Source organism: Chelatococcus asaccharovorans (genome assembly GCF_003201475.1).
GTDB classification, from domain to species: Bacteria; Pseudomonadota; Alphaproteobacteria; order Rhizobiales; family Beijerinckiaceae; genus Chelatococcus; species Chelatococcus asaccharovorans.
Genome location: NZ_QJJK01000016.1, coordinates 68,840 through 86,321, shown reverse-complemented (window position 1 = coordinate 86,321; position 17,482 = coordinate 68,840). Strand labels below are relative to the sequence as shown.

Below are 17,482 nucleotides of genomic sequence, written 5' to 3'. Positions count from 1 at the left end.
CCCGGGGACACAATCATCGCGGCCGGAAAGCATGGAAAACGTGCCGATGTGACGGCAAATTCGTTCTCTTCGCCCTCTCTCGATCCCCCGTCGATCCTTGGAGACGGGAGCCGCCAGCATCGATTACAGTGCGATCGATCGAACCAGAACTGCGGTCGAGGCTGCTCATCAATTCCAGTCAGGTTAACGGAGAGATCGATGAGCAAGCCGAGGATCGCCCTCGTTGTCACTGGTGGAACGATCGACACGCTGGGCGAAGGACGACTCGATCTCTTCGAATATGCCCGCCACCAGAGGTGGCTTACCCCGCTGGAACTACTCGCCTCCGTTCCTGAACTCCAGGAACTGGCGGATATCATGCTTGTCGAGATGCCACGTTTCGGCGTCTCGACTTTTTCGATATCCGACTGGGTGGCGCTGCATGCGGCGATCTCGTCGGCAGTGGACGCTGGCGCGGAAGGGGTGGTTGTCACCCAAGGGTCCAACTATGTCGAAGAGAATGCCTATTTCCTGTCGCTGACGCTGAAGACCGCCAGCCCGGTGGTGTTGACGGCGGCGATGCGCCCCGCGTCGGGAATGGGCAGCGACGGCGCCATGAATCTCGTCGACGCGGTGCGAGTGGCGCTCGATCCCGCCAGTCACGCGCATGGCGTCACCGTCGTGATGAATGGCCAGATTCATGCCGCGCGTGACGTAACCAAGGGCCACACGCAGGCACTGGAAGCATTTCATTCACCGCAATCCGGTCCCTTGGGTGAACTTCTCCCCAATGGTTCCGTTGTGTATTTCCGGCGCGGGCTCAAGCTGCATACGTTGGATACACCCTTCCATATTACCTCCTTCTCCGTGGCCGATTGGCCGCGCGTCGAAATTCTTGCGGCCTGTTACGGCGGCGATGGAGCGCTTGCCGAAGCCGCGCTTCAACTTGGCGCCCACGGCCTCGTATGTGTGGGTTTCGGGGCTGGACGGCCGGGGCCCGGTCTGCATGGTGTGCTTTGTAAAGCTGCAGCCAATGGTATACCTGTTGTTTTGTCGGCGCGTGCAAACGGCAAAGTCACGGCATATCGTGCTCTAAGCAAACAAGGGTTCATTGCGGCTAACGACCTAACGCCTTGGAAGGCGCGTATCCTGCTGCAACTCGCGTTGGTCCACGCAAACGACGTCCGCAGCTTTCAGGACATATTCGACGAATTCTGATGATTTATCGTGCAACTACCAACAGAAATACCAACTAAGGTGTTAGATTTGGTGAGAGTATCAGCTGCGCGGCATGTTAGTAGGGAAGAGCGAAACGCGGCGCCGCCCTATGACAAAGTACCAGCGTTCATCCACGCCATGTACGCCACCGATAGCAGCCTGTCGGCCAGGCTCGCGTTCGAGCTTTTGATCCTGACAGCCACTCGGACCAGTGAGGTCTTGGATGCCGATGGGATGAGATCGATGCCGATCAGGCGGTGTGGGTCGTTCCGAAGGCACGCATGAAGGCCGGCCGCGAGCATCGCGTCCCCCTCCCCGATCGGTGTGTGGACATTCTCCAAACCGCGAGGTGTTCAGTCCCGGCATTTGATGGATTGGATTGAGCGTGAATCGCTCTGACTCTGAAGTCCAGCGTTTGCAGATGAACTCGCAGGGGGGTGAGGCTCTTCAGGCGTCGGCCAAAATTGTAGGCTGAGACGAACTCCTGAAGGTGGCGTTCGAGCTGGTCGTGGCTGTCGTAGTGATAGCGCTTGACGGTGGCCTCCTTGATGGTTCGGTTCACTCGCTCGACCTGCCCGTTGGTCCACGGATGATTGATTTTGGCGAAGCGATGCTCGATCCCGTTCTCCCGGCAGCGCATGGCAAACATATGCGTGGTGTAGCGGGCTGTAGGGCCGTTGGCGTAGCGCGGCGGAAAGCGGAACTGGATGCCGTTATCGGTCAGGATCGTGTGGATCTTGTAGGTAACGGCAGCGATCAGAGCGACGAGAAAGCTCGAGGCCGTCACCCTGCTGCCGCTGTCGACCAGTTGCACAAGGCAAATTTGCTGGTCCGGTCGATGGCGACGAACAGATGGAGCTTGCCCTCGGCGGCTTGAACCTCGGCAATGTCGATGTGGAAGAAGCCGATGGGGTAGCTCTTGAACTTCTTCTTCGCCGGCTTGTCACCCTCGACATCCGGCAGGCGAGCGATGCCATGACGCTGCAGGCAGCGATGCAGGGATGAGCGCATCACGGTTGGGATCGTGGCCTGAAGCGCATAGAGGCAGTCATCCAGCGGCAGCAAGGCGTGCCGCCGGAAGGCGACGATGATAGCTTCCTGTTCAGCCGACAGAACCGACGACTTCGGCTCCTTGGGCCCGGTCGGAAGATCGGAAACCGAACTCCGCTTCTTCCACTTCGCGACCGCGTTCGGGTTGATCCCATAGTGCTTGGCGAGGTGCCTCAGGCTCTCTTGATGGCGTGGACGACACCCGCGCGGCTCGTCCCGGAAGGATGGTGTGTCAGAATATCGTCGTGCACTTGAGCGAGGGAGCATCATTCATGGGCAACGGTACGGTTGATATGTCCGCCGTCGCGGCTGTCGGTCTCGATCTGGCCAAGCACGTCTTTCAGGTTCACGCGGTCGATGCCGCAGGCCGCGTCCTTGCGAGCAAGTCCGTTAGACGGAAGGACCTGCTGGCGTTCTTCGAGAAGCTGCCCGGTTGCCTTGTCGGGCTGGAGGCCTGTGGCTCGGCCCATCATTGGGCGCGCGAGCTGATCAGGCTTGGGCATGATGTGCGACTGATGCCGCCAGCCTACGTGAAGCCTTACGTCCGACGCCAGAAGAACGATGCCGCCGACGCGGCTGCCATCTGTGAGGCAGTGACACGTCCCTCGATGCGCTTCGTGCCCGTTCGCTCGGTCGAGAACCAGGCGGTGCTCATGCATCACAAAGTGCGTGAACTTCTGGTGGCGCAGCGCACGCAATTGCTCAATGCCCTTCGCGGCCATCTTACCGAGATCGGGATCATCACCGCGCAAGGGCCAAACAACGCCCGTAGCTTGGCTGCTCATGTCATGGACAGCCACGACATGATCCCGGCCGGCGTGCGAACGGCGCTCATGCCACTGGTGCGTCAATTGCACCTTCTCGACGAGGAGATCGCCGAGAGCGACAGGACCATCCAGGCGATTGCGAAGACCGACGCGACCGCCCGTCGCCTGATGAGTATCCCCGGTATCGGCCCTGTCACCGCTTCTGCGATTGCGGCGAGCGTGCAGGATATCTCCGTCTTCTCCGGTCCGCGTGAGTTTGCAGCCTTCCTCGGCCTGACGCCACGGCAGAACTCATCGGGCGGCCGGGAACGGTTGGGCCGGGTATCCAAGATGGGCAACCGATACCTTCGCAAGCTACTCGTGGTCGGGGCTCACGCGGTGCTTTACCATCGCAAGGTGCACAAGGATGCGTTGCGAACATGGGCGAGCCATCTGATGGAGACGAAGCCCTTCAAGCTTGTCGCCGTGGCGATCGCCAACAAGCTGGCACGCATCGTCTTCGCCATCTTACGCGGCGGGACGCGTTATGCCGGCGTGAACGCGTAGGACACGGCAGTATCGTCCCGCGCTGAACCCGCGCACCATCATCGAGGGTGACCACGACGTGATGTGAGTGAACGAGGACCGATCCGATAGCCTGAAGCATAGTCAGAGCCTCTGAGCTCGCTCTCTTGATCAGGACAAGGATCAGCGGACACCATCAGGGCCAGCGGAGACCTCCGCGTCAACAGGCCGAAGACATGACCGCACCCACGAGAAGCACATCACCGAGAAGAAATCCTTGATCAGCGGGTGTCGTCCAGACATGGCTATGCTGAATCGCTCGGCGGATCGCCTCTGTCGTCGTGGCGCTGCCATGGTGAACCTGGCCCATAGTGCATCCTTCCAGCCCTGCGAATAGCTTTCACCATCAAAACCCGGGATTTAAACACCTAGAGGAGATGCTGGCTGGGCGAGCCGTTATATTTGATCGCGCGACGATTAACGTCATGAATGTGCGCCTAAGACGTTTGATAAGATGTGACGACAAATGACACATTACAGATGGACGAATCGTTGAAATGACTTCGCAGCGCATTTCCAATCAATAACCTCTGCCCCACGCAATAGTGCTTTTTACGTGAAATACACTGAAGCGGGATCTCTTCGCCCATTGCGCAGCCCTATTCTTGGCGGCACAGTACCATGCATGGGGCTTTGAAGCCGGTTTTGCCAAGCGGGTGTCAGCGTTTTGTCTTCGTGGGCGGATTCCGCTTGTTGATGAGTTCCCAGATCTCTTCCGCGCGCCAGGCCGTTGTTCCTCCCAGACGCACCGGCTGGGGAAACTCACCCGTCTTCACTTTCGCCCAGAAGGTGGACTTGCTCAGGGGCAATGGGCCACCTGGCGCCAGAATCTGCTTCAACCTGACCAAGCCACTCCGTGGCATCTCCGCCTGCTTTGTTTGTTGATTCGCATTCTCTGCCGTCGGTTTCTCATCCGGGGCAACTTGAGTTGGTGCGGGTGATGCAACTGCGGTGGGCTTTTTCCCTTTCTCAGGGCGCGGTACCCTCTGTTCCTCACGTTTCCGGTCTTGCGGGCTAGGTGGCTCCGTTAAAGCCTCCCGGAGTGCGGCATCTCCCAGCCAATCGGCCAATTTCTGCGGGATGACCATGCCGTCATGGCCAACGAGGCCTATAGCCACAGCCCGTCGGATCCGCTCGTGCTGCTCCCTGAAGCTCCTTATTGTTGGCAGCGCCTCATCGGCCACCGGCGACCCCTCGTCAAGTAAATGTGGATTTTTGCCAAGCGATAAGGCCGCAGCCTCCGCCACTGTCCAGAACGGCATTTCCCGCCATGCGGCCATATCGAGCGATGCGCCTAGTCGATTGCAGGGCAACAATCGATCACGAAGCTCAGACATGGAGAGTGGCTGTAACGTGGTATAGAGCGCAGCGGCGGCGATGACCGCGCCCTCCACCTCCGCCCTCTCGTCGTCGGTCAAGTCACCGCAGTGAGGCTGGTGCTCCGTTAGGGATTTAGCGGGATCGGCGGCCTGTTGCCGAGGAACTTCGTTCGGCTGATCCTAGAGCGTTCTGGGAGTAGGCTGCCTCGAGTGAGGTTCCTTTTGGCATTGGAGATGTGCTTCCTGATCCAAGCCCGGGCATATCGCGCTCGTCTTCAATCTCGCAAGCCGGCTCGACACGACCGACCGTCGTACTGGCCACTATGACGATATCGAGGGCGAGGGTGTTTCCGAGGTTGTGGCGTCAGCACCAGCGGAGCCCGGGTCGAGTCTGAGCGCACAGCCTTCTTGGGAGCGCCGCGCGCGCGAGGACGATGGCGATATACGCTGATGGAGGCAGAAGCTGGCGTCGATGCGAAATCTGGAGATCGATGAGGCTATTGCATGACCAACAACTCGAGGGACGGTCTCAACCGCGAGTTCTCATCTCCCTCGATCGCGCAGATACCTCGTGGGATGTTGCAGATTGCCTTAACCTATTACCGGCGCACCATCGAGCACGTCCGCGTCGCGCCCGATTGGGCGGCAGGCGCGCGAGCGTGCTGAGACGATCCTAGCTGTTGATAACGCATAGCGGCGCTGGTCTTGCTCCAACCAAGCCGGCATACGCGCGGGGCGCTGTGTCACGAGGCCTGCCTTCCATTGAAGAATGCCTTGACCCATCGAACAATGGTGACCTTATCGAAGAGGCCAGCTTGCGAAAAGGGATCTCCGTCCGCAAACGCTTGCGCGTCAGCGAGAGTTTCGGCGTCGAGGATGATTGCGCCGCCGACGTACTGGCCGTTCTCGTCCTGAAGGCCGCCTGACGCGATGAGCCGCCCTTGGTTCGCCTGCAGATAGGCGTAATGCGCGGCCCGATGAGCGTCCCGGATGGGTTTTCCGTCAGCGCGATCCTGCGTGACGATCAAATAGGGCATGATCACTCCTTGGGGGTTTCGCGAGAACGCGTCTGGAGGCCGAGCGAGCGCCCGACGATGTAGCCAAATGTCAGGGCAGGACCGAGCGTAATGCCTGCGCCCGGGTAAGTCCCGGCCATGGGAGAGTTCATCTCATTGCCGCAGGCATAGAGGCCGCGGATCGGTCGGCGTTCCCTGTCGAGCACCCTTCCCTGGTCGTCCGTGATCAGGCCGCGCGTAGAGCCGATGTCACCGGGATACACCGCGACCGCGTAGAAGGGTGCGCGGTTGATCGGCCCGAGGCAGGGATTGGGCGAATGCCGCGGATCTCCCTGGTGCAGGTCGTAGGCGTTGCCACCCTTGCCATGATCCGGATCGTGCCCCGCGGCAGCAAAGCGATTGTGCCTGGAAATCTCTTCGGTGAGCGCCTCTTCCGGTACACCTATCGAGCGGGCAAGTTCTGCAATTGTGGCGCCTTTGCGCAAGTAGCCCGCTGCCAGGTAGCGCTTTCGCGACCCTATGCCCGGGCGAACCAGCCCCATGCCGTATTGTCTGAGGAATGCGGCGTCGCATACGAGCCAAGCGGGCACCGCCGCGCCGTCGGGCTGGGCGATCATGGCCCGGACGAAGTTGTGGTAAGATGTCGCCTCATCGACAAACCGTCGCCCCCGTGCGTTGACGGCGATGAGGCCAGGCTTCGCGCGGTCAAGGAACAGATGGGGAAAGCGGATTTCGCGGGATCCTTCGCGAAAGACTGAAACCGGTGCGTAATTGACAGGGTCCACGACAGCATCATCGATCGACGCGCCGAGTGCCACGGCGAGCTTCTGCAACTCTCCGGTGTTAGTCTGCGGCGCCATCGAGAAGTGATGATCGGGCCAAGACAGATGCGCGCGCATGCCAGCCGCATCTGCAGCCGCGCCCCCACCGGCGAGAACAATCCCGCTGCGTGCTCGAACACTCTGTGCCTGTCCTTGCCTGTTCAGTGTCACGCGGCCAGCTCGGCCTTCGACCAGCTCGATTTGGTCGATGCGGCAGTCGGACCAAAGTTCCACTCCGGCATCGATTGCGGATTTCAGCAGCTGTGCTGCCAGCGAGTTTCCCTGAAGGAGGCGCGCGCCTCGCCCATAGGATACACGCTCACGTGCGTAGAGAGCCAACAGTCTTGCCGTTGCCAAAAAGTTCTTCGGCGAATCGAATGTTCCGAGAAGTTGGTCGATCTCTTTCCGGCCTACCATCATGCCGCCGAAGACCATGAATTGCGGAATTGGTCTCTTCAGCTTCGCGAACCATTTTCCGAGCTTTCGCCCGTCGTAGATTTGAGGGTCAAGCGACCGGCCGCCTGTCGAGGCGCCCTCAATATCGGGGTAGTAGTCGGGCGCATGCTCGCGCGGAATGAGGCGAAGTTCGGTGTGAGCGTGCATAAAATCGACCATATCGGGCCCGTTATCGAGGAACGCGTCAACAAGATCCCAGCGAATCTTGTTGCCGAGGACCTTCCCGAGATAGGCCCTGGCTTGCTCTTTGCTGTCGGATATCCCCACCCCAGACATCAGCGCATTGCACGGTATCCAAACCACGCCACCTGAAATTGCCGTACTGCCGCCGAAGACGTCGGCTTTTTCCAGAAGCAGAACTTTCGCGCCCGATTTTGCCGCCACGACGGCCGCCGCAAGTCCTGCGGCACCCGAGCCGAGTACGACGACATCAACCTCAGTTTCCAACGCAGACCCCCGGTTTCCACCATCGACGCCCATCTTTGAGCGCCACGGTGTCGGCCTCATGCTGATGCACCTGACCCTGCAGTCAGATGCGGTTTGGTTCGGACGCCAGCGACTGCGGACAAGCTCGGCTGGTGTTGGTGCACAGGACAATCATTGGCTCAGGCAGCATCCGGTCGGGGAATTCCATTCAGTTTTGTGAGCGTCCAAGGACGCGATCCAGAATCGCACCGGCGAAGCGGCTATCCGACACGCCGTTGCCCCGCCATGCGACATGCTGGTCGGGCCGAACAAGGATGAGATTGGCCTCATAGATCGCGTTGAGGTCTGAAGCGTTTATTGTCAGAATCGTCAGCTCTAATTGCCGATCCCGTGCTGCTTCAATGAAATAGTCAACGTCGGATGACGACCCGAAGTTGAGCAAGGTGAACCAGTTGCCCAAGCGGTCGAACAACGCAGACCCGTCAGGCAGGAACGTGCTCGGCAACCGGGCGCCTGGAAGCGTCGTCGGCTCGTACACCGCCGGATCGAGAGTGAATCGCGCTCCGGATTCCGCCATCACCACGGGGGATTCCGCATAGACGAATCCGTGCTCGATTCCCCAGGCCTCGTTCTCGAGGTTGCCAAGCCTTGCGATCTCGGCGGCCGCCTGCCCCCGTGCGCTGTCGCCTTCCACGCCGTCGGCATACAGCTGACCCGTGTACAGCGCGCCGATGGTCCTGCGGATCTCATTGTTGTCGCTCGCAGCCTTGCAGTTGCGGATTCCGATAGGCCGACGCTCGGCTTCGTAGCTGTCCAGCAGGGCAGAGCCGGCAAAGCCCTTTATGACCGCCGCCAGTTTCCAGCCGAGATTCGTGGCGTCCCCAATTCCTGTATTCATGCCGTATCCGCCAGTCGGAATATACTGGTGGGCGGCGTCGCCTGCGAGGAAGACGCGTCCTTGTCCGTAGTGTCTTGCGACAAGGAGATGGGGCGTCCATCTGTTGGCGACGATTACATCCGCAGCGATATCCCGCCCTATAAATCGACGGAGCAGAATTTTTGGATCTATTTCGCTGGAATCGCCATGGGGAAAGCGAGAGTGGAGCGTCCAAATGTCTTCATCATTCTGCGCGATGAGTGTGCCGAAGGCGGACTGGTAGTGCCAAGCGATGCCCCAGCGTTGCAAGAGAGCTTTCTCGGGAGACCGAAAATGCGTCATGAAGCGGTCCATGACGCGCGCCTGCCCCTCTAATTCGATATCGAGGATTTGCCTGACCTGGCTTCCTCCGCCATCGCAGCCAACGAGATACTGGCAGGTTACGGCTTCCCTCGCGCCGGATTTGAGGTCGTCGAGATAGACCGTCACCTCCTCTTCGCCGGCCTCGAAACCATGAAAACTTGTCGAAAAACTCAGGTCCACGAGAGGTTCACGCTCCAGGGCGGCTCGCAGCGCCGGCTCGATGACCACCTGCGAAACCCGCATCGGAGGTTCGAGCGGCTGTGTACCGTCGTTCGTGTCGCGGATGCGGCATCGGATCTCGTCCACTGAGGGATAGCGGAACCGGTGCAACTCGACGCCGGTGAAATCAGTAATCCACGACACGTCGAAAGGATGCGAAGGGGGAACGGCGACGGCTCGCAGTTCCTCGGCGACCCCGAGCGCCCGAAACAGTTCCATGCTCCGAGAGTTGGTGATGTCCATTTTCGGATGTTGCGTCGTCGTCGCGTTCCGCTCGACGATCAGCGTGCGCACGCCGCGCCCCGCGAGGTCCAGGGCGAGCGTCATGCCAACCGGCCCGGCACCCGCTATCACTACCGGAACATTGATCATTGTCTCAGCCTCAGTTTCTAAAATTCTAAAATATATGCAGGGCCGCGGACTTCATCACACGTCCCCCCACGGGTCGCTGAGCGACAGATGTCTAGCTCAACGCCCGCGGATGCGCAGGTCGATGCCTAGGATATGCTGCTTCATGATCTCGCGCGCGCTGCCAGGATCACGCCGGCGAACGGCTGCGATGATCGCTTCATGTTCGTCGTGAGCCGTCTGCAGGCGATCCGCGAAGAGCGGCTTGCGCGATGCTGCGATAAAGAAGTCGCTCCGATCCCCCAACGTTTCGACAACCTCCGTAACGGAAGGGGATCTGGCTGCACGACGCATCTCGAAGTGCAACCTTCGGTTCAGGTGACGGTATTTCCGACTGATTTCATCGGGGCCGTCCATGCTCGTGCGCAGAACGCCGATCTGCGCCGAGATCACTTCAAGATTGGCAATGTCTTCGACGTTAGCCCGTTCGACGAGAAGCTCGGCGACAAGCGCTTCCCCTTCGGCGAACAGCCGGAAAAAGTCCCCAACCTCGTCGGTTTCGTACTGGCGAACACAGCACCCGATCTGCGGGAAGATGACGAGAAACCCCTCCAGCGACAAACGCTTCAACGCATCTGTCACAGGTTGGCGGCTCACGGAAAGCTGCCCCGCTAACTGATCGACGGGTATGGTCTGTCCGGGAACAAAATGGCCATCGAGGATCAGATCCTTGATGTGGCCATAGACATACTCCGCCAAGCCGGCACGACGTGGCACCTGCCTGATCGAGCTTCTCTCGGGGAGCGAAGCGGTAGCGCGGGCGATCAGCCGCTTCGGTTTACGGGATTTTCCTGCCGTCGTCATCAACCTGCTCTTAATCGTCTGCGACGGTATTGGCCAGTGTCCCGATCTGCGAAATCTCGACTTCCACGGTATCCCCGGCTTTCATGAAAACGGGTGGATCACGGAAAAGGCCGACACCTCCTGTGGTTCCGGTAACGATCACATCACCGGGGACGAGCGGAGTGAAGATCGAACAATAGGAGATCAGCTGAGCTACCCCGAAGACCAGATCGGAGATCGGCGCCTGCTGCATAACGGTCCCGTTCAATCGCGTCGTCAACGTCAGCGCCGCAGGGTCCTCGATCTCGTCCGCCGTTACAAGCCAAGGCCCAAATCCTCCTGTCTGGAAGAAGTTCTTCCCGGGGGCGAACTGCGAGGAGTGACGCTGCCAATCCCGAACCGACCCATCATTATAGCACGAATACCCCGCTACCGCGTCCAATGCATGCTCGACGGCGACGCGGCGGACCGGCTTGCCGATAACGACCGCGAGTTCGCCCTCGAAATCCAACTGGACGGATTCGGAGGGGCGCAGGATGGGCTGGCCATGCCCCACCTGAGACGCCGGAACGCGCATGAAAATAACGGGGTGAGTCGGCGTCGGACGGTTGGTCTCGGCGATATGAGAGGCGTAGTTGATACCGACGCAGAAGATCTTGTCCGGGTTGGGAATCACCGGCGCGAAGGTGATCTCTGACAGCGGAATGCGGGGAGCGGAACTCGGCAAGGCTTTCGGGAGCCCGTCAGCGATCGCGCCGCGCAGATCTTGCGAGGAAGCGGCGGACACGGCGCCGAGATCGACGACGACGTCATCCTGCACCGCTCCCCAACTGTCTCGACCGTCATATGTGAAGCTAATCAGTTTCATCAGATCATCCTTTATAATTCTCGACGGAGCGATGGCCCCGTGCTGAATGTCAGAGGCCGTAGGGCCCGCCCAAGGAGCGTCCCCCATCGACCAGGAGCATTTGACCGGTTATGAATGCGGCCTGAGGGGAAGCGAGGAAGGCTATCGCGGCGGCGATATCTTCAGGCTGTCCAATCCGGCCGAGCGGTTGATGGCGGAGGAAGGCGCTCTCGTCGGTGTCGGTGCGTAACGCCAGCATCGGTGTCTTGATCGCTCCGGGTGCCACCGCATTCACTCGAATGCCCCGACCTGCGAACTCGAGGGCCATCGCCCTGTTTAACCCGGCCACTGCCGACTTCGCCGCAATGTAATGCGCGTAGTTGACGGCGCCGAAGATCGCTCTCGACGACAGGTTTACGATTGCGCCCCCGCGAGGCATTCTCTCGACGATCCGACGGGAAACTTCCGCAACTGCGATGACATTGACGTCGAACATTCGACGATAGTCGTCAGGGCGGAGGTCGCCGAATGCCTTCACGCTCAAGATGCCGGCGTTGTTGACGAGCACGTCGACCCGCTTCAGCCGGGACGCCATCGCGTCCAAAGCGTTGGCATCAGTGACATCGATCGCTATAGCTTCGGCACTCCCCCCTGTGGCCTGGATCAAGTTCGCCACGCGCTCGGCGCTCTCGGAGTCCCGTTCCGCGATGATCAGGTGGTCACCATCGGCAGCGAGACGAATAGCCGTCGCTCTGCCGATCCCCGATCCCGCTCCTGTCACGATCGCAATGCGCTGCTCTGCCATTACTCAGACTCCGCTCTTGTCCAGCGCTCGCCACAGCCACGGGCAATCCACGAGAGGGGGGGCCTGCACGCCCCTCCGCGCCGCCTCAAGCCGCATCTCGCGGAGCCGCGCGCGAGGTTCCGGCTCCATATAGAGGCGTTCATGCCCCCAAAAGCTCGGCCCATCGAAAGTCTCATGCGGCTCCCAGGTCGCCGGGTCGATCTCGCGTCCGCCCCAACCGTTCTCGACGAAGAAGCCCGACGGCGTGTGCGCGTAGAACGAGGTCATATAGTCGTTCGTATGCCGCCCGAGCGTGTAGGCGATGCGATCCGGCTCCAGACCTGCGAGATCGTAGCCTTGGCCGACATCGTCAAGCGATCCGAATTCAACCATGAAGTGATGAAATCCGGTTCGTCCGGTGCCCACCATTGCAAAACTATGGTGACGCGAATTGAGGTGAAAGAAATACAGCGGATACGGTGTAAATCCGTAGTCAGATACGCCGAATCCAAGCACATCGCGGTAAAACGGCAACAGCAAATCCACCGACGGAACTTGCAGGACGGCATGACCCATGCCGAGCGCGCCCGTCTTGAAACCGGAGATCTGCCGGCCTGGTACGAACGGCGTATCCGCGACATGCGCACCGTGAAACAACTCGACACGATTCCCTGCCGGGTCGTGAACGACGATGAGGTCGTTGACGAAACGTCTGTCTGCGAGACTCCGACTGCCTCGGTTGACGACAAACGCCGCAGCCTCGAGCCTAGCGGCAAGGGCGTCGAGGTCGGCTGGCGTGGATACCTCGAAGCCGAGAAACGCGAGCGTCTCACCAGGCTCGTCTGAGACGACGAGCCGCTGCTTGCGGTCGTCCATCCTGAACGAGCATTGCTTGCCCCCCTGGTCAGCGATCTGCATGCCGAGCAGCCTGGAAGCAAAGCCGCTCCAGTCTTCGAGTCTGTCCGAGCGGACGCCGAGATAGCCAAGAGCGACCACGGGCATAGGCTATCCTCCGAAACGCCAGTTCACATCCACAGGTCTAAGCAGAAATCGATTGGCATGACCGAGAACGTAGCGCTCCCCTGTCCCGCATTCCGATTGGGCCTCCGCGAGGGGTCCGAGATCAATTCCGGTCTGGGCGCGCTGCCAGGTCTCTGTGTCGGGCCAACTCAATAGGCTGAGGACGCTCGGCAGTCGCGGACCGGTGATCGCTTCGAAAGCAGCGACGGTGCTGACGCCCGCCCGCGTGCGCCGCGGTATCTCCTGTTCGAGCAGCGCCTCGCGCATCTGAGCGGCTCGGCCGTTGGCTGCCGCGTAGAGGGTGAGCTCGAACACACCCTCTTTTTGAAGTGCCATGGGTTCGTCGATACCGGAACTGTCGAGTGCGCGAAGAAACTGTATATCGTAGTGCTCGACCAACTCGGATGCGCCGTTCGTCCTCGCGCGCGTCTCGTGCCAGTCCGGATCCGCGACGAAGCTGGCGAAGGCGGCGTTTCGCTCGGCCAGATCCGACCAGCGCATCAGATAGACGAACGTCGGCATCCTCGGAGCCGCGAGTGCCCCCCAGCACCCGATGACACGAATGCCGTGGCGTGGAAACAACTTACAGATGTCGTTTCGGAACCGCGCCTCCATATCGGCCAACCTTCCGGGGGCGATTGCGTAGATGCGCAGTTCGTAGAGATCCGCGTCAGATTCGGCCATGTTCCGTCTCCACAGTCGCGGTGCACCCGACCGCAGAAAGCAGCCGCGGTGCGCCACTTAGTTAGGCATTCAGTTGGCGAGAACCCATTTGCCCTTCTGAACCTTCACCAGAAAGGTCGCGTCGTCACCGACGCCCCAGGGCCACGTGGGGTCGTTGTAGGTGTAGATGCTGTGCGTTCCCGGAATGCGCTGCAGCTTGCGGATTTCGGCAGCAATCGCCGCCCGGAATTCGGGAGTGCCGGGCTTGGCGGACGCAAGCGCCTTTTCGATCGCCGCGGAGGCGAGCAGGCCGGCATCGTACCCGAAGCCGGAGATGGCGTCCGCCTTCCCTTTGCCGTACTTCTCGTCGAACTTCCGGAGGAAATCGACCACCACCGCCTTGCGCGGCTCGCTGTCGGAAAGGCTGTCGGGGATCGCGATCGCTCCGATCGTCCCATAGATGCCCTCCAGGGATTTTCCGCCCAATGTCAGAAAGTCGCCATTGAAAACGCCGTTACTGTTGTAGATCGGGCCGGTATAGCCGCGTTCGACGATAGCAACGTTGCCCAGAACACCAGCCGTTCCCGAGACACCGAGGAAAATTGCATCCGGTTTAGCGGCGAGCAACTTAAGGACCTGACCGGTTACTGATGTGTCCGCTCGCGCATAGCGTTCTTCCGCGACAATTTTCAATCCCAGCTTTTCAGCTTGCTCCTTGAGGGCGGCAAGGCAGATATCGCCCCAGGCATCGGAGAACCCGAGAAAGCCGACTGTTTTGATGCCGCGCCGCTTCATGTCGGCGGCGACAGGAACAATCCACTTCGAAGGCGGCGGCGGTACGTTAAAGAGCCAGGTGTCGCGCGCGTCGCGCAAGCTGACTGGCGCGCCGGGCATGATTGGCACCTCCGCGGCTGCGGCAATCTGCGCCATGGCGATTGCGCTGGGAGTCGCCGTCGGTCCGAGGATGATGTCGACCTTTTCTTCCTCGATCAGCTTCTTCGCGTTGCGCGCGGCCACCGACGGGTCCGTGGCATCGTCCAGTGCCACGATCCGGACCTTCTCTCCGCCAATTTCGGCGGGAATGGCCATCTCGATCGCCTGCTTCTGCGGGATTCCCTGGGAAGCTGCAGGTCCGGACAGAGAATGCGCGATGCCGATCTTGATTTCAGAATGCGCCTGATTGGCCGACATAACCAGCGCCATCGCCAGCGTCGCCGAAACAAGGACAGAGTGTCTTCTGTTCATTTCCATTCCTCCCGTGAAGTGTTGTTTTCCAAGAACGTATCAGTGTTTGAATCGTCATCATCTCAACTATTCTGCCGATCCACCCAAGTAAGTTTTCAATATCCTGCTATCAGATTGGAGGTCGGATGCTTCGCCGGATAGAGTTATGTCGCCTGTCTCAAGCACATAACCGTAGTCGGCGATACGAAGCGCCGCACGTGCATTCTGCTCCACGAGAAGAATGCTGACGTTCATATCTCTCAAATTCGCGAGCACTCGAAAAATCTCGCGCACCACGATCGGGGCGAGTCCAAGGCTTGGCTCGTCGAGCATGAGAAGCTTGGGGCGAGCCATGAGGGCCCGCCCGAGTGCGAGCATTTGACGTTCTCCGCCTGACAGCGTGCCCGCAGCCTGGAGCCGGCGTTCCGCAAGCCGAGGAAAGAGATCGGTAACCATGGCGAGATCGGCCCGCAAGGCCTTCGCGCTGGCGCCCTTGCGGCTGAACGCACCGAGGCGGAGGTTGTCCCAGACAGACATCTGTCCGAAGAGCTCACGGGTCTCCGGAACGAGCGCCATTCCACTACGGACCCTGTCCTGAACGCTCTGGCGCTCCAGCGGACGATCGAGGAAATCCGCGCTGCCGCGGTAGGGGAGCAATCCCATCAGAGCTTTGAGGAATGTGCTCTTTCCTGCTCCGTTTGGCCCGATGATGGTGACAATGCGACCTGGCTTCATGTCGATCGTCAGATTCCTGACGGCAGAGATCTTGCCATAGTTGACGCTGATTCCAGCCGTTCGTAGCAGGCTCATCACTCGGCCCCTCCGAGGTAGGCTTCCTGGACGCGTGGATTGTTGCGGATTTCGGCGGGCTTCCCCAGTGCGAGGCGGCGACCGAAGTCGAGCACGACGATGTCGTCGGCAAGTCCCATGACGAACTCCATGTCGTGCTCCACCATCAGGATGGACAGACCTTCCGATCGGAGATGTCGAAGGAGTTTCGCGAGCGCCTGCTTTTCCTGGGAGCGCAAGCCGGCCGCCGGCTCATCAAGGATAATGAGGACAGGATCCGATGCGAGCGCTCTTGCAATCTCCAGCAATCGCTGCGGACCCAGCGGGAGGTTGCCGGCCAAGGCCAACGGGTCCTCGTCCATCCCGATTTCCTTCAGCGCCAGCATCGCCACGCGTCGAAACTCACGCTCCTCGCGACGGTCCAGGCGGAGCAACCCGGCGAAGAGTCCCGCCTTCATGCGCCAATGCGCACCCATCATGACGTTTTCGAGCAGGGTAACCTTTGGGCGAAGTTTCACATGCTGGAACGTGCGCGAGAGACCGCTGCCGATCATTGTGTGCGCTGGCTTGCCGCGTGTAGGCTCGCCGAGGAACAGGACGGTGCCGGAACTCGGGATCTTGAGGCCGCTGATGAGGTCGAATGTTGTGCTCTTGCCGGCGCCGTTGGGTCCGATCAGCGCCGTGATGGATCGTGCGCGCATCTCGAAGCTCAGATCGTCGACTGCCGCCAATCCGCCGAAGCGCTTGCCCAGGCCGCGCACCGCCAGCACCGGAGCGTCCCGGTCGGTTGTGCGGGAGAATGCGAGTCTCTCGTCCTGGCCGATCGTCGGCAGCGTCTCGCCGGACCGCGTGGGGAGCAGCGCTTCGATGAGCGGCGAAAGCCCCCTTGGGGAGTAATGCAAAAGCAAAATAAAGACGATGCCGAAGACGATGATCTCAAGTGTTCCAGCATTCAGGCCAAGGCCTGGCAATAGATCCTGAATGGCATTGCGGCCCAGTGTAACAGCAGCGCTCCCGATCACGGCGCCGAGGACGTTGCCTATTCCGCCCAAGACGGACATCAGGAGGATCTGGAGCCCGACGTTAAGATCGAACGACGACGGTGAGATGAAGCGCTGCGTGTGAGCGAAGAGCCAACCCGCGATTGCAGCCAGTTCAGCCGCGAGCACGAAAAGCAGGAGGCGAACGCGGAAGGGATTGACACCGAGGCTCTGCGCGAGAACGGCACCACCTCTCAGGGCGCTGATCGCTCGTCCCTGCCGAGACGACAACAGATTGGACGCGCCGATCAAGGCCAGAACGAGTACGGCCCAAACAAGATAGAAGGCGCGATCCGGCCGATCGAGGGGTAGGCCGAAGAGGGAGATCGGCGCGATGTCCCCGATGCCGCTATGCGCGCCAAGATCAGTTAGGTTGCCAAACACCATATAGACGGCGACGGCCCACGCCAGGGTCGTGATCGGAAGGTAATGTCCGCCGAGATGGAGCGTCACCGCGCCCATGAGTGCAGCGCAAGCACCGACGACGAGAAGCGCGGCACCTAGCCCGATCCAAGCGCCCAACCCAAGCCGCAGTGTCATATAGGCCGAAGCGTAGGCGCCGATCCCCATGAATGCTGCCTGAGCGAAGGAGGTCACTCCGCCCGACCCCGTAATGAGGGTCAGCCCGAGCGCTGCCAGCGCGTAAATGCCTACCAGATTGAGCAGAGAAATGCTGAATGATGAAATCGCGAAGGGCATCGCCAGCAGCGTTGCGGTGCCGGCCAGAATGAGAGTGGTACGCATAAGGTGTGCATGCGAGAGCGTTATGGGAGCGGTAGAAAACATCGTCATCAGGCGGGCTCCTCTTCTTCCTCAACGTGGTGTTGAGTGCCCATCCAGCGCAGGAGC

14 protein-coding genes and 1 pseudogene are annotated in these 17,482 nt (G+C 60.4%); 2 read left to right on the top strand and 13 right to left on the bottom strand.

Features of this window, described 5'->3' with window-relative positions; translation table 11 throughout:
* The first annotated feature begins 198 nt into the window (after nucleotides 1-198).
* Nucleotides 199-1,197, top strand: coding sequence for an asparaginase (locus C7450_RS29040; RefSeq protein WP_110377980.1), 999 nt, complete (start codon nucleotides 199-201; stop codon nucleotides 1,195-1,197).
* 351 nt (nucleotides 1,198-1,548) lie between these two features.
* Here the strand turns inward: C7450_RS29040 and C7450_RS29035 are convergent.
* Nucleotides 1,549-2,514, bottom strand: a pseudogene (locus tag C7450_RS29035) (IS481 family transposase); the annotation flags it as partial.
* A gap of 26 nt (nucleotides 2,515-2,540) precedes the next feature.
* On the opposite strand from C7450_RS29035, the gene C7450_RS29030 reads away from it, so the two are divergent.
* Nucleotides 2,541-3,560 (top strand): IS110 family RNA-guided transposase, encoded by a 1,020-nt coding sequence (locus tag C7450_RS29030; protein ID WP_170147508.1) that lies wholly within the window; start codon nucleotides 2,541-2,543, stop codon nucleotides 3,558-3,560.
* A 677-nt stretch (nucleotides 3,561-4,237) separates the two neighbouring features.
* On the opposite strand, the gene C7450_RS34790 is transcribed toward C7450_RS29030, so the two are convergent.
* The 12 genes from C7450_RS34790 to C7450_RS28970 form a co-directional block, all read right to left on the bottom strand.
* A complete protein-coding gene (locus C7450_RS34790) occupies nucleotides 4,238-4,996 on the bottom strand; it encodes a helix-turn-helix transcriptional regulator (protein WP_245450200.1) in 759 nt (252 codons plus the stop codon).
* 644 nt (nucleotides 4,997-5,640) lie between these two features.
* Complete coding sequence (locus tag C7450_RS29020; RefSeq protein ID WP_110378038.1) at nucleotides 5,641-5,934, bottom strand: YciI family protein; 294 nt, start codon at nucleotides 5,932-5,934, stop codon at nucleotides 5,641-5,643.
* Nucleotides 5,935-5,936: 2 nt separating this feature from the next.
* The gene (locus C7450_RS29015; RefSeq protein WP_170147499.1) at nucleotides 5,937-7,637 is read right to left on the bottom strand and encodes an FAD-dependent oxidoreductase; all 1,701 of its coding nucleotides are present in this window, start codon (nucleotides 7,635-7,637) and stop codon (nucleotides 5,937-5,939) included.
* A 187-nt stretch (nucleotides 7,638-7,824) separates the two neighbouring features.
* Nucleotides 7,825-9,402, bottom strand: coding sequence for an FAD-dependent monooxygenase (locus C7450_RS29010; RefSeq protein ID WP_245450213.1), 1,578 nt, complete (start codon nucleotides 9,400-9,402; stop codon nucleotides 7,825-7,827).
* Between the two features lie 141 nt (nucleotides 9,403-9,543).
* The gene (locus C7450_RS29005; RefSeq protein WP_110377976.1) at nucleotides 9,544-10,287 is read right to left on the bottom strand and encodes a GntR family transcriptional regulator; all 744 of its coding nucleotides are present in this window, start codon (nucleotides 10,285-10,287) and stop codon (nucleotides 9,544-9,546) included.
* 10 nt (nucleotides 10,288-10,297) lie between these two features.
* Nucleotides 10,298-11,134: a fumarylacetoacetate hydrolase family protein gene (locus C7450_RS29000; RefSeq protein ID WP_110377975.1), complete on the bottom strand. Its 837-nt coding sequence runs from the start codon at nucleotides 11,132-11,134 to the stop codon at nucleotides 10,298-10,300.
* A 49-nt stretch (nucleotides 11,135-11,183) separates the two neighbouring features.
* The gene (locus C7450_RS28995; protein ID WP_110377974.1) at nucleotides 11,184-11,918 is read right to left on the bottom strand and encodes an SDR family NAD(P)-dependent oxidoreductase; all 735 of its coding nucleotides are present in this window, start codon (nucleotides 11,916-11,918) and stop codon (nucleotides 11,184-11,186) included.
* A gap of 3 nt (nucleotides 11,919-11,921) precedes the next feature.
* The gene (locus C7450_RS28990; protein ID WP_110377973.1) at nucleotides 11,922-12,899 is read right to left on the bottom strand and encodes a VOC family protein; all 978 of its coding nucleotides are present in this window, start codon (nucleotides 12,897-12,899) and stop codon (nucleotides 11,922-11,924) included.
* A gap of 3 nt (nucleotides 12,900-12,902) precedes the next feature.
* On the bottom strand, nucleotides 12,903-13,601 hold the full coding sequence (locus C7450_RS28985) for an NIPSNAP family protein (protein ID WP_110377972.1): 699 nt from the start codon (nucleotides 13,599-13,601) through the stop codon (nucleotides 12,903-12,905).
* Between the two features lie 69 nt (nucleotides 13,602-13,670).
* Nucleotides 13,671-14,825 carry an ABC transporter substrate-binding protein gene (locus tag C7450_RS28980; RefSeq protein ID WP_170147498.1) on the bottom strand — a complete coding sequence of 385 codons (1,155 nt, stop codon included), beginning with the start codon at nucleotides 14,823-14,825 and terminating at the stop codon, nucleotides 13,671-13,673.
* A 66-nt stretch (nucleotides 14,826-14,891) separates the two neighbouring features.
* Nucleotides 14,892-15,617 carry an ABC transporter ATP-binding protein gene (locus C7450_RS28975; RefSeq protein ID WP_410369519.1) on the bottom strand — a complete coding sequence of 242 codons (726 nt, stop codon included), beginning with the start codon at nucleotides 15,615-15,617 and terminating at the stop codon, nucleotides 14,892-14,894.
* On the bottom strand, nucleotides 15,614-17,425 hold the full coding sequence (locus C7450_RS28970) for a branched-chain amino acid ABC transporter ATP-binding protein/permease (protein ID WP_210206568.1): 1,812 nt from the start codon (nucleotides 17,423-17,425) through the stop codon (nucleotides 15,614-15,616). The genes C7450_RS28975 and C7450_RS28970 overlap by 4 nt, the downstream gene beginning before the upstream one ends.
* Nucleotides 17,426-17,482: the final 57 nt, after the last annotated feature.

Bases quoted from the DNA above. Each gene is read 5' to 3' on its own strand.
- C7450_RS29000 (WP_110377975.1), bottom strand. From the start codon at position 11,134: ATGAAACTGATTAGCTTCACATATGACGGTCGAGACAGTTGGGGAGCG.
- C7450_RS29020 (WP_110378038.1), bottom strand. From the start codon at position 5,934: ATGCCCTATTTGATCGTCACGCAGGATCGCGCTGACGGAAAACCCATC.
- C7450_RS29010 (WP_245450213.1), bottom strand. From the start codon at position 9,402: ATGACGCTCGCCCTGGACCTCGCGGGGCGCGGCGTGCGCACGCTGATC.
- C7450_RS28990 (WP_110377973.1), bottom strand. From the start codon at position 12,899: ATGCCCGTGGTCGCTCTTGGCTATCTCGGCGTCCGCTCGGACAGACTC.
- C7450_RS29040 (WP_110377980.1), top strand. From the start codon at position 199: ATGAGCAAGCCGAGGATCGCCCTCGTTGTCACTGGTGGAACGATCGAC.
- C7450_RS28985 (WP_110377972.1), bottom strand. From the start codon at position 13,601: ATGGCCGAATCTGACGCGGATCTCTACGAACTGCGCATCTACGCAATC.
- C7450_RS28970 (WP_210206568.1), bottom strand. From the start codon at position 17,425: ATGACGATGTTTTCTACCGCTCCCATAACGCTCTCGCATGCACACCTT.
- C7450_RS29030 (WP_170147508.1), top strand. From the start codon at position 2,541: ATGTCCGCCGTCGCGGCTGTCGGTCTCGATCTGGCCAAGCACGTCTTT.
- C7450_RS28980 (WP_170147498.1), bottom strand. From the start codon at position 14,825: ATGAACAGAAGACACTCTGTCCTTGTTTCGGCGACGCTGGCGATGGCG.
- C7450_RS28995 (WP_110377974.1), bottom strand. From the start codon at position 11,918: ATGGCAGAGCAGCGCATTGCGATCGTGACAGGAGCGGGATCGGGGATC.
- C7450_RS29005 (WP_110377976.1), bottom strand. From the start codon at position 10,287: ATGACGACGGCAGGAAAATCCCGTAAACCGAAGCGGCTGATCGCCCGC.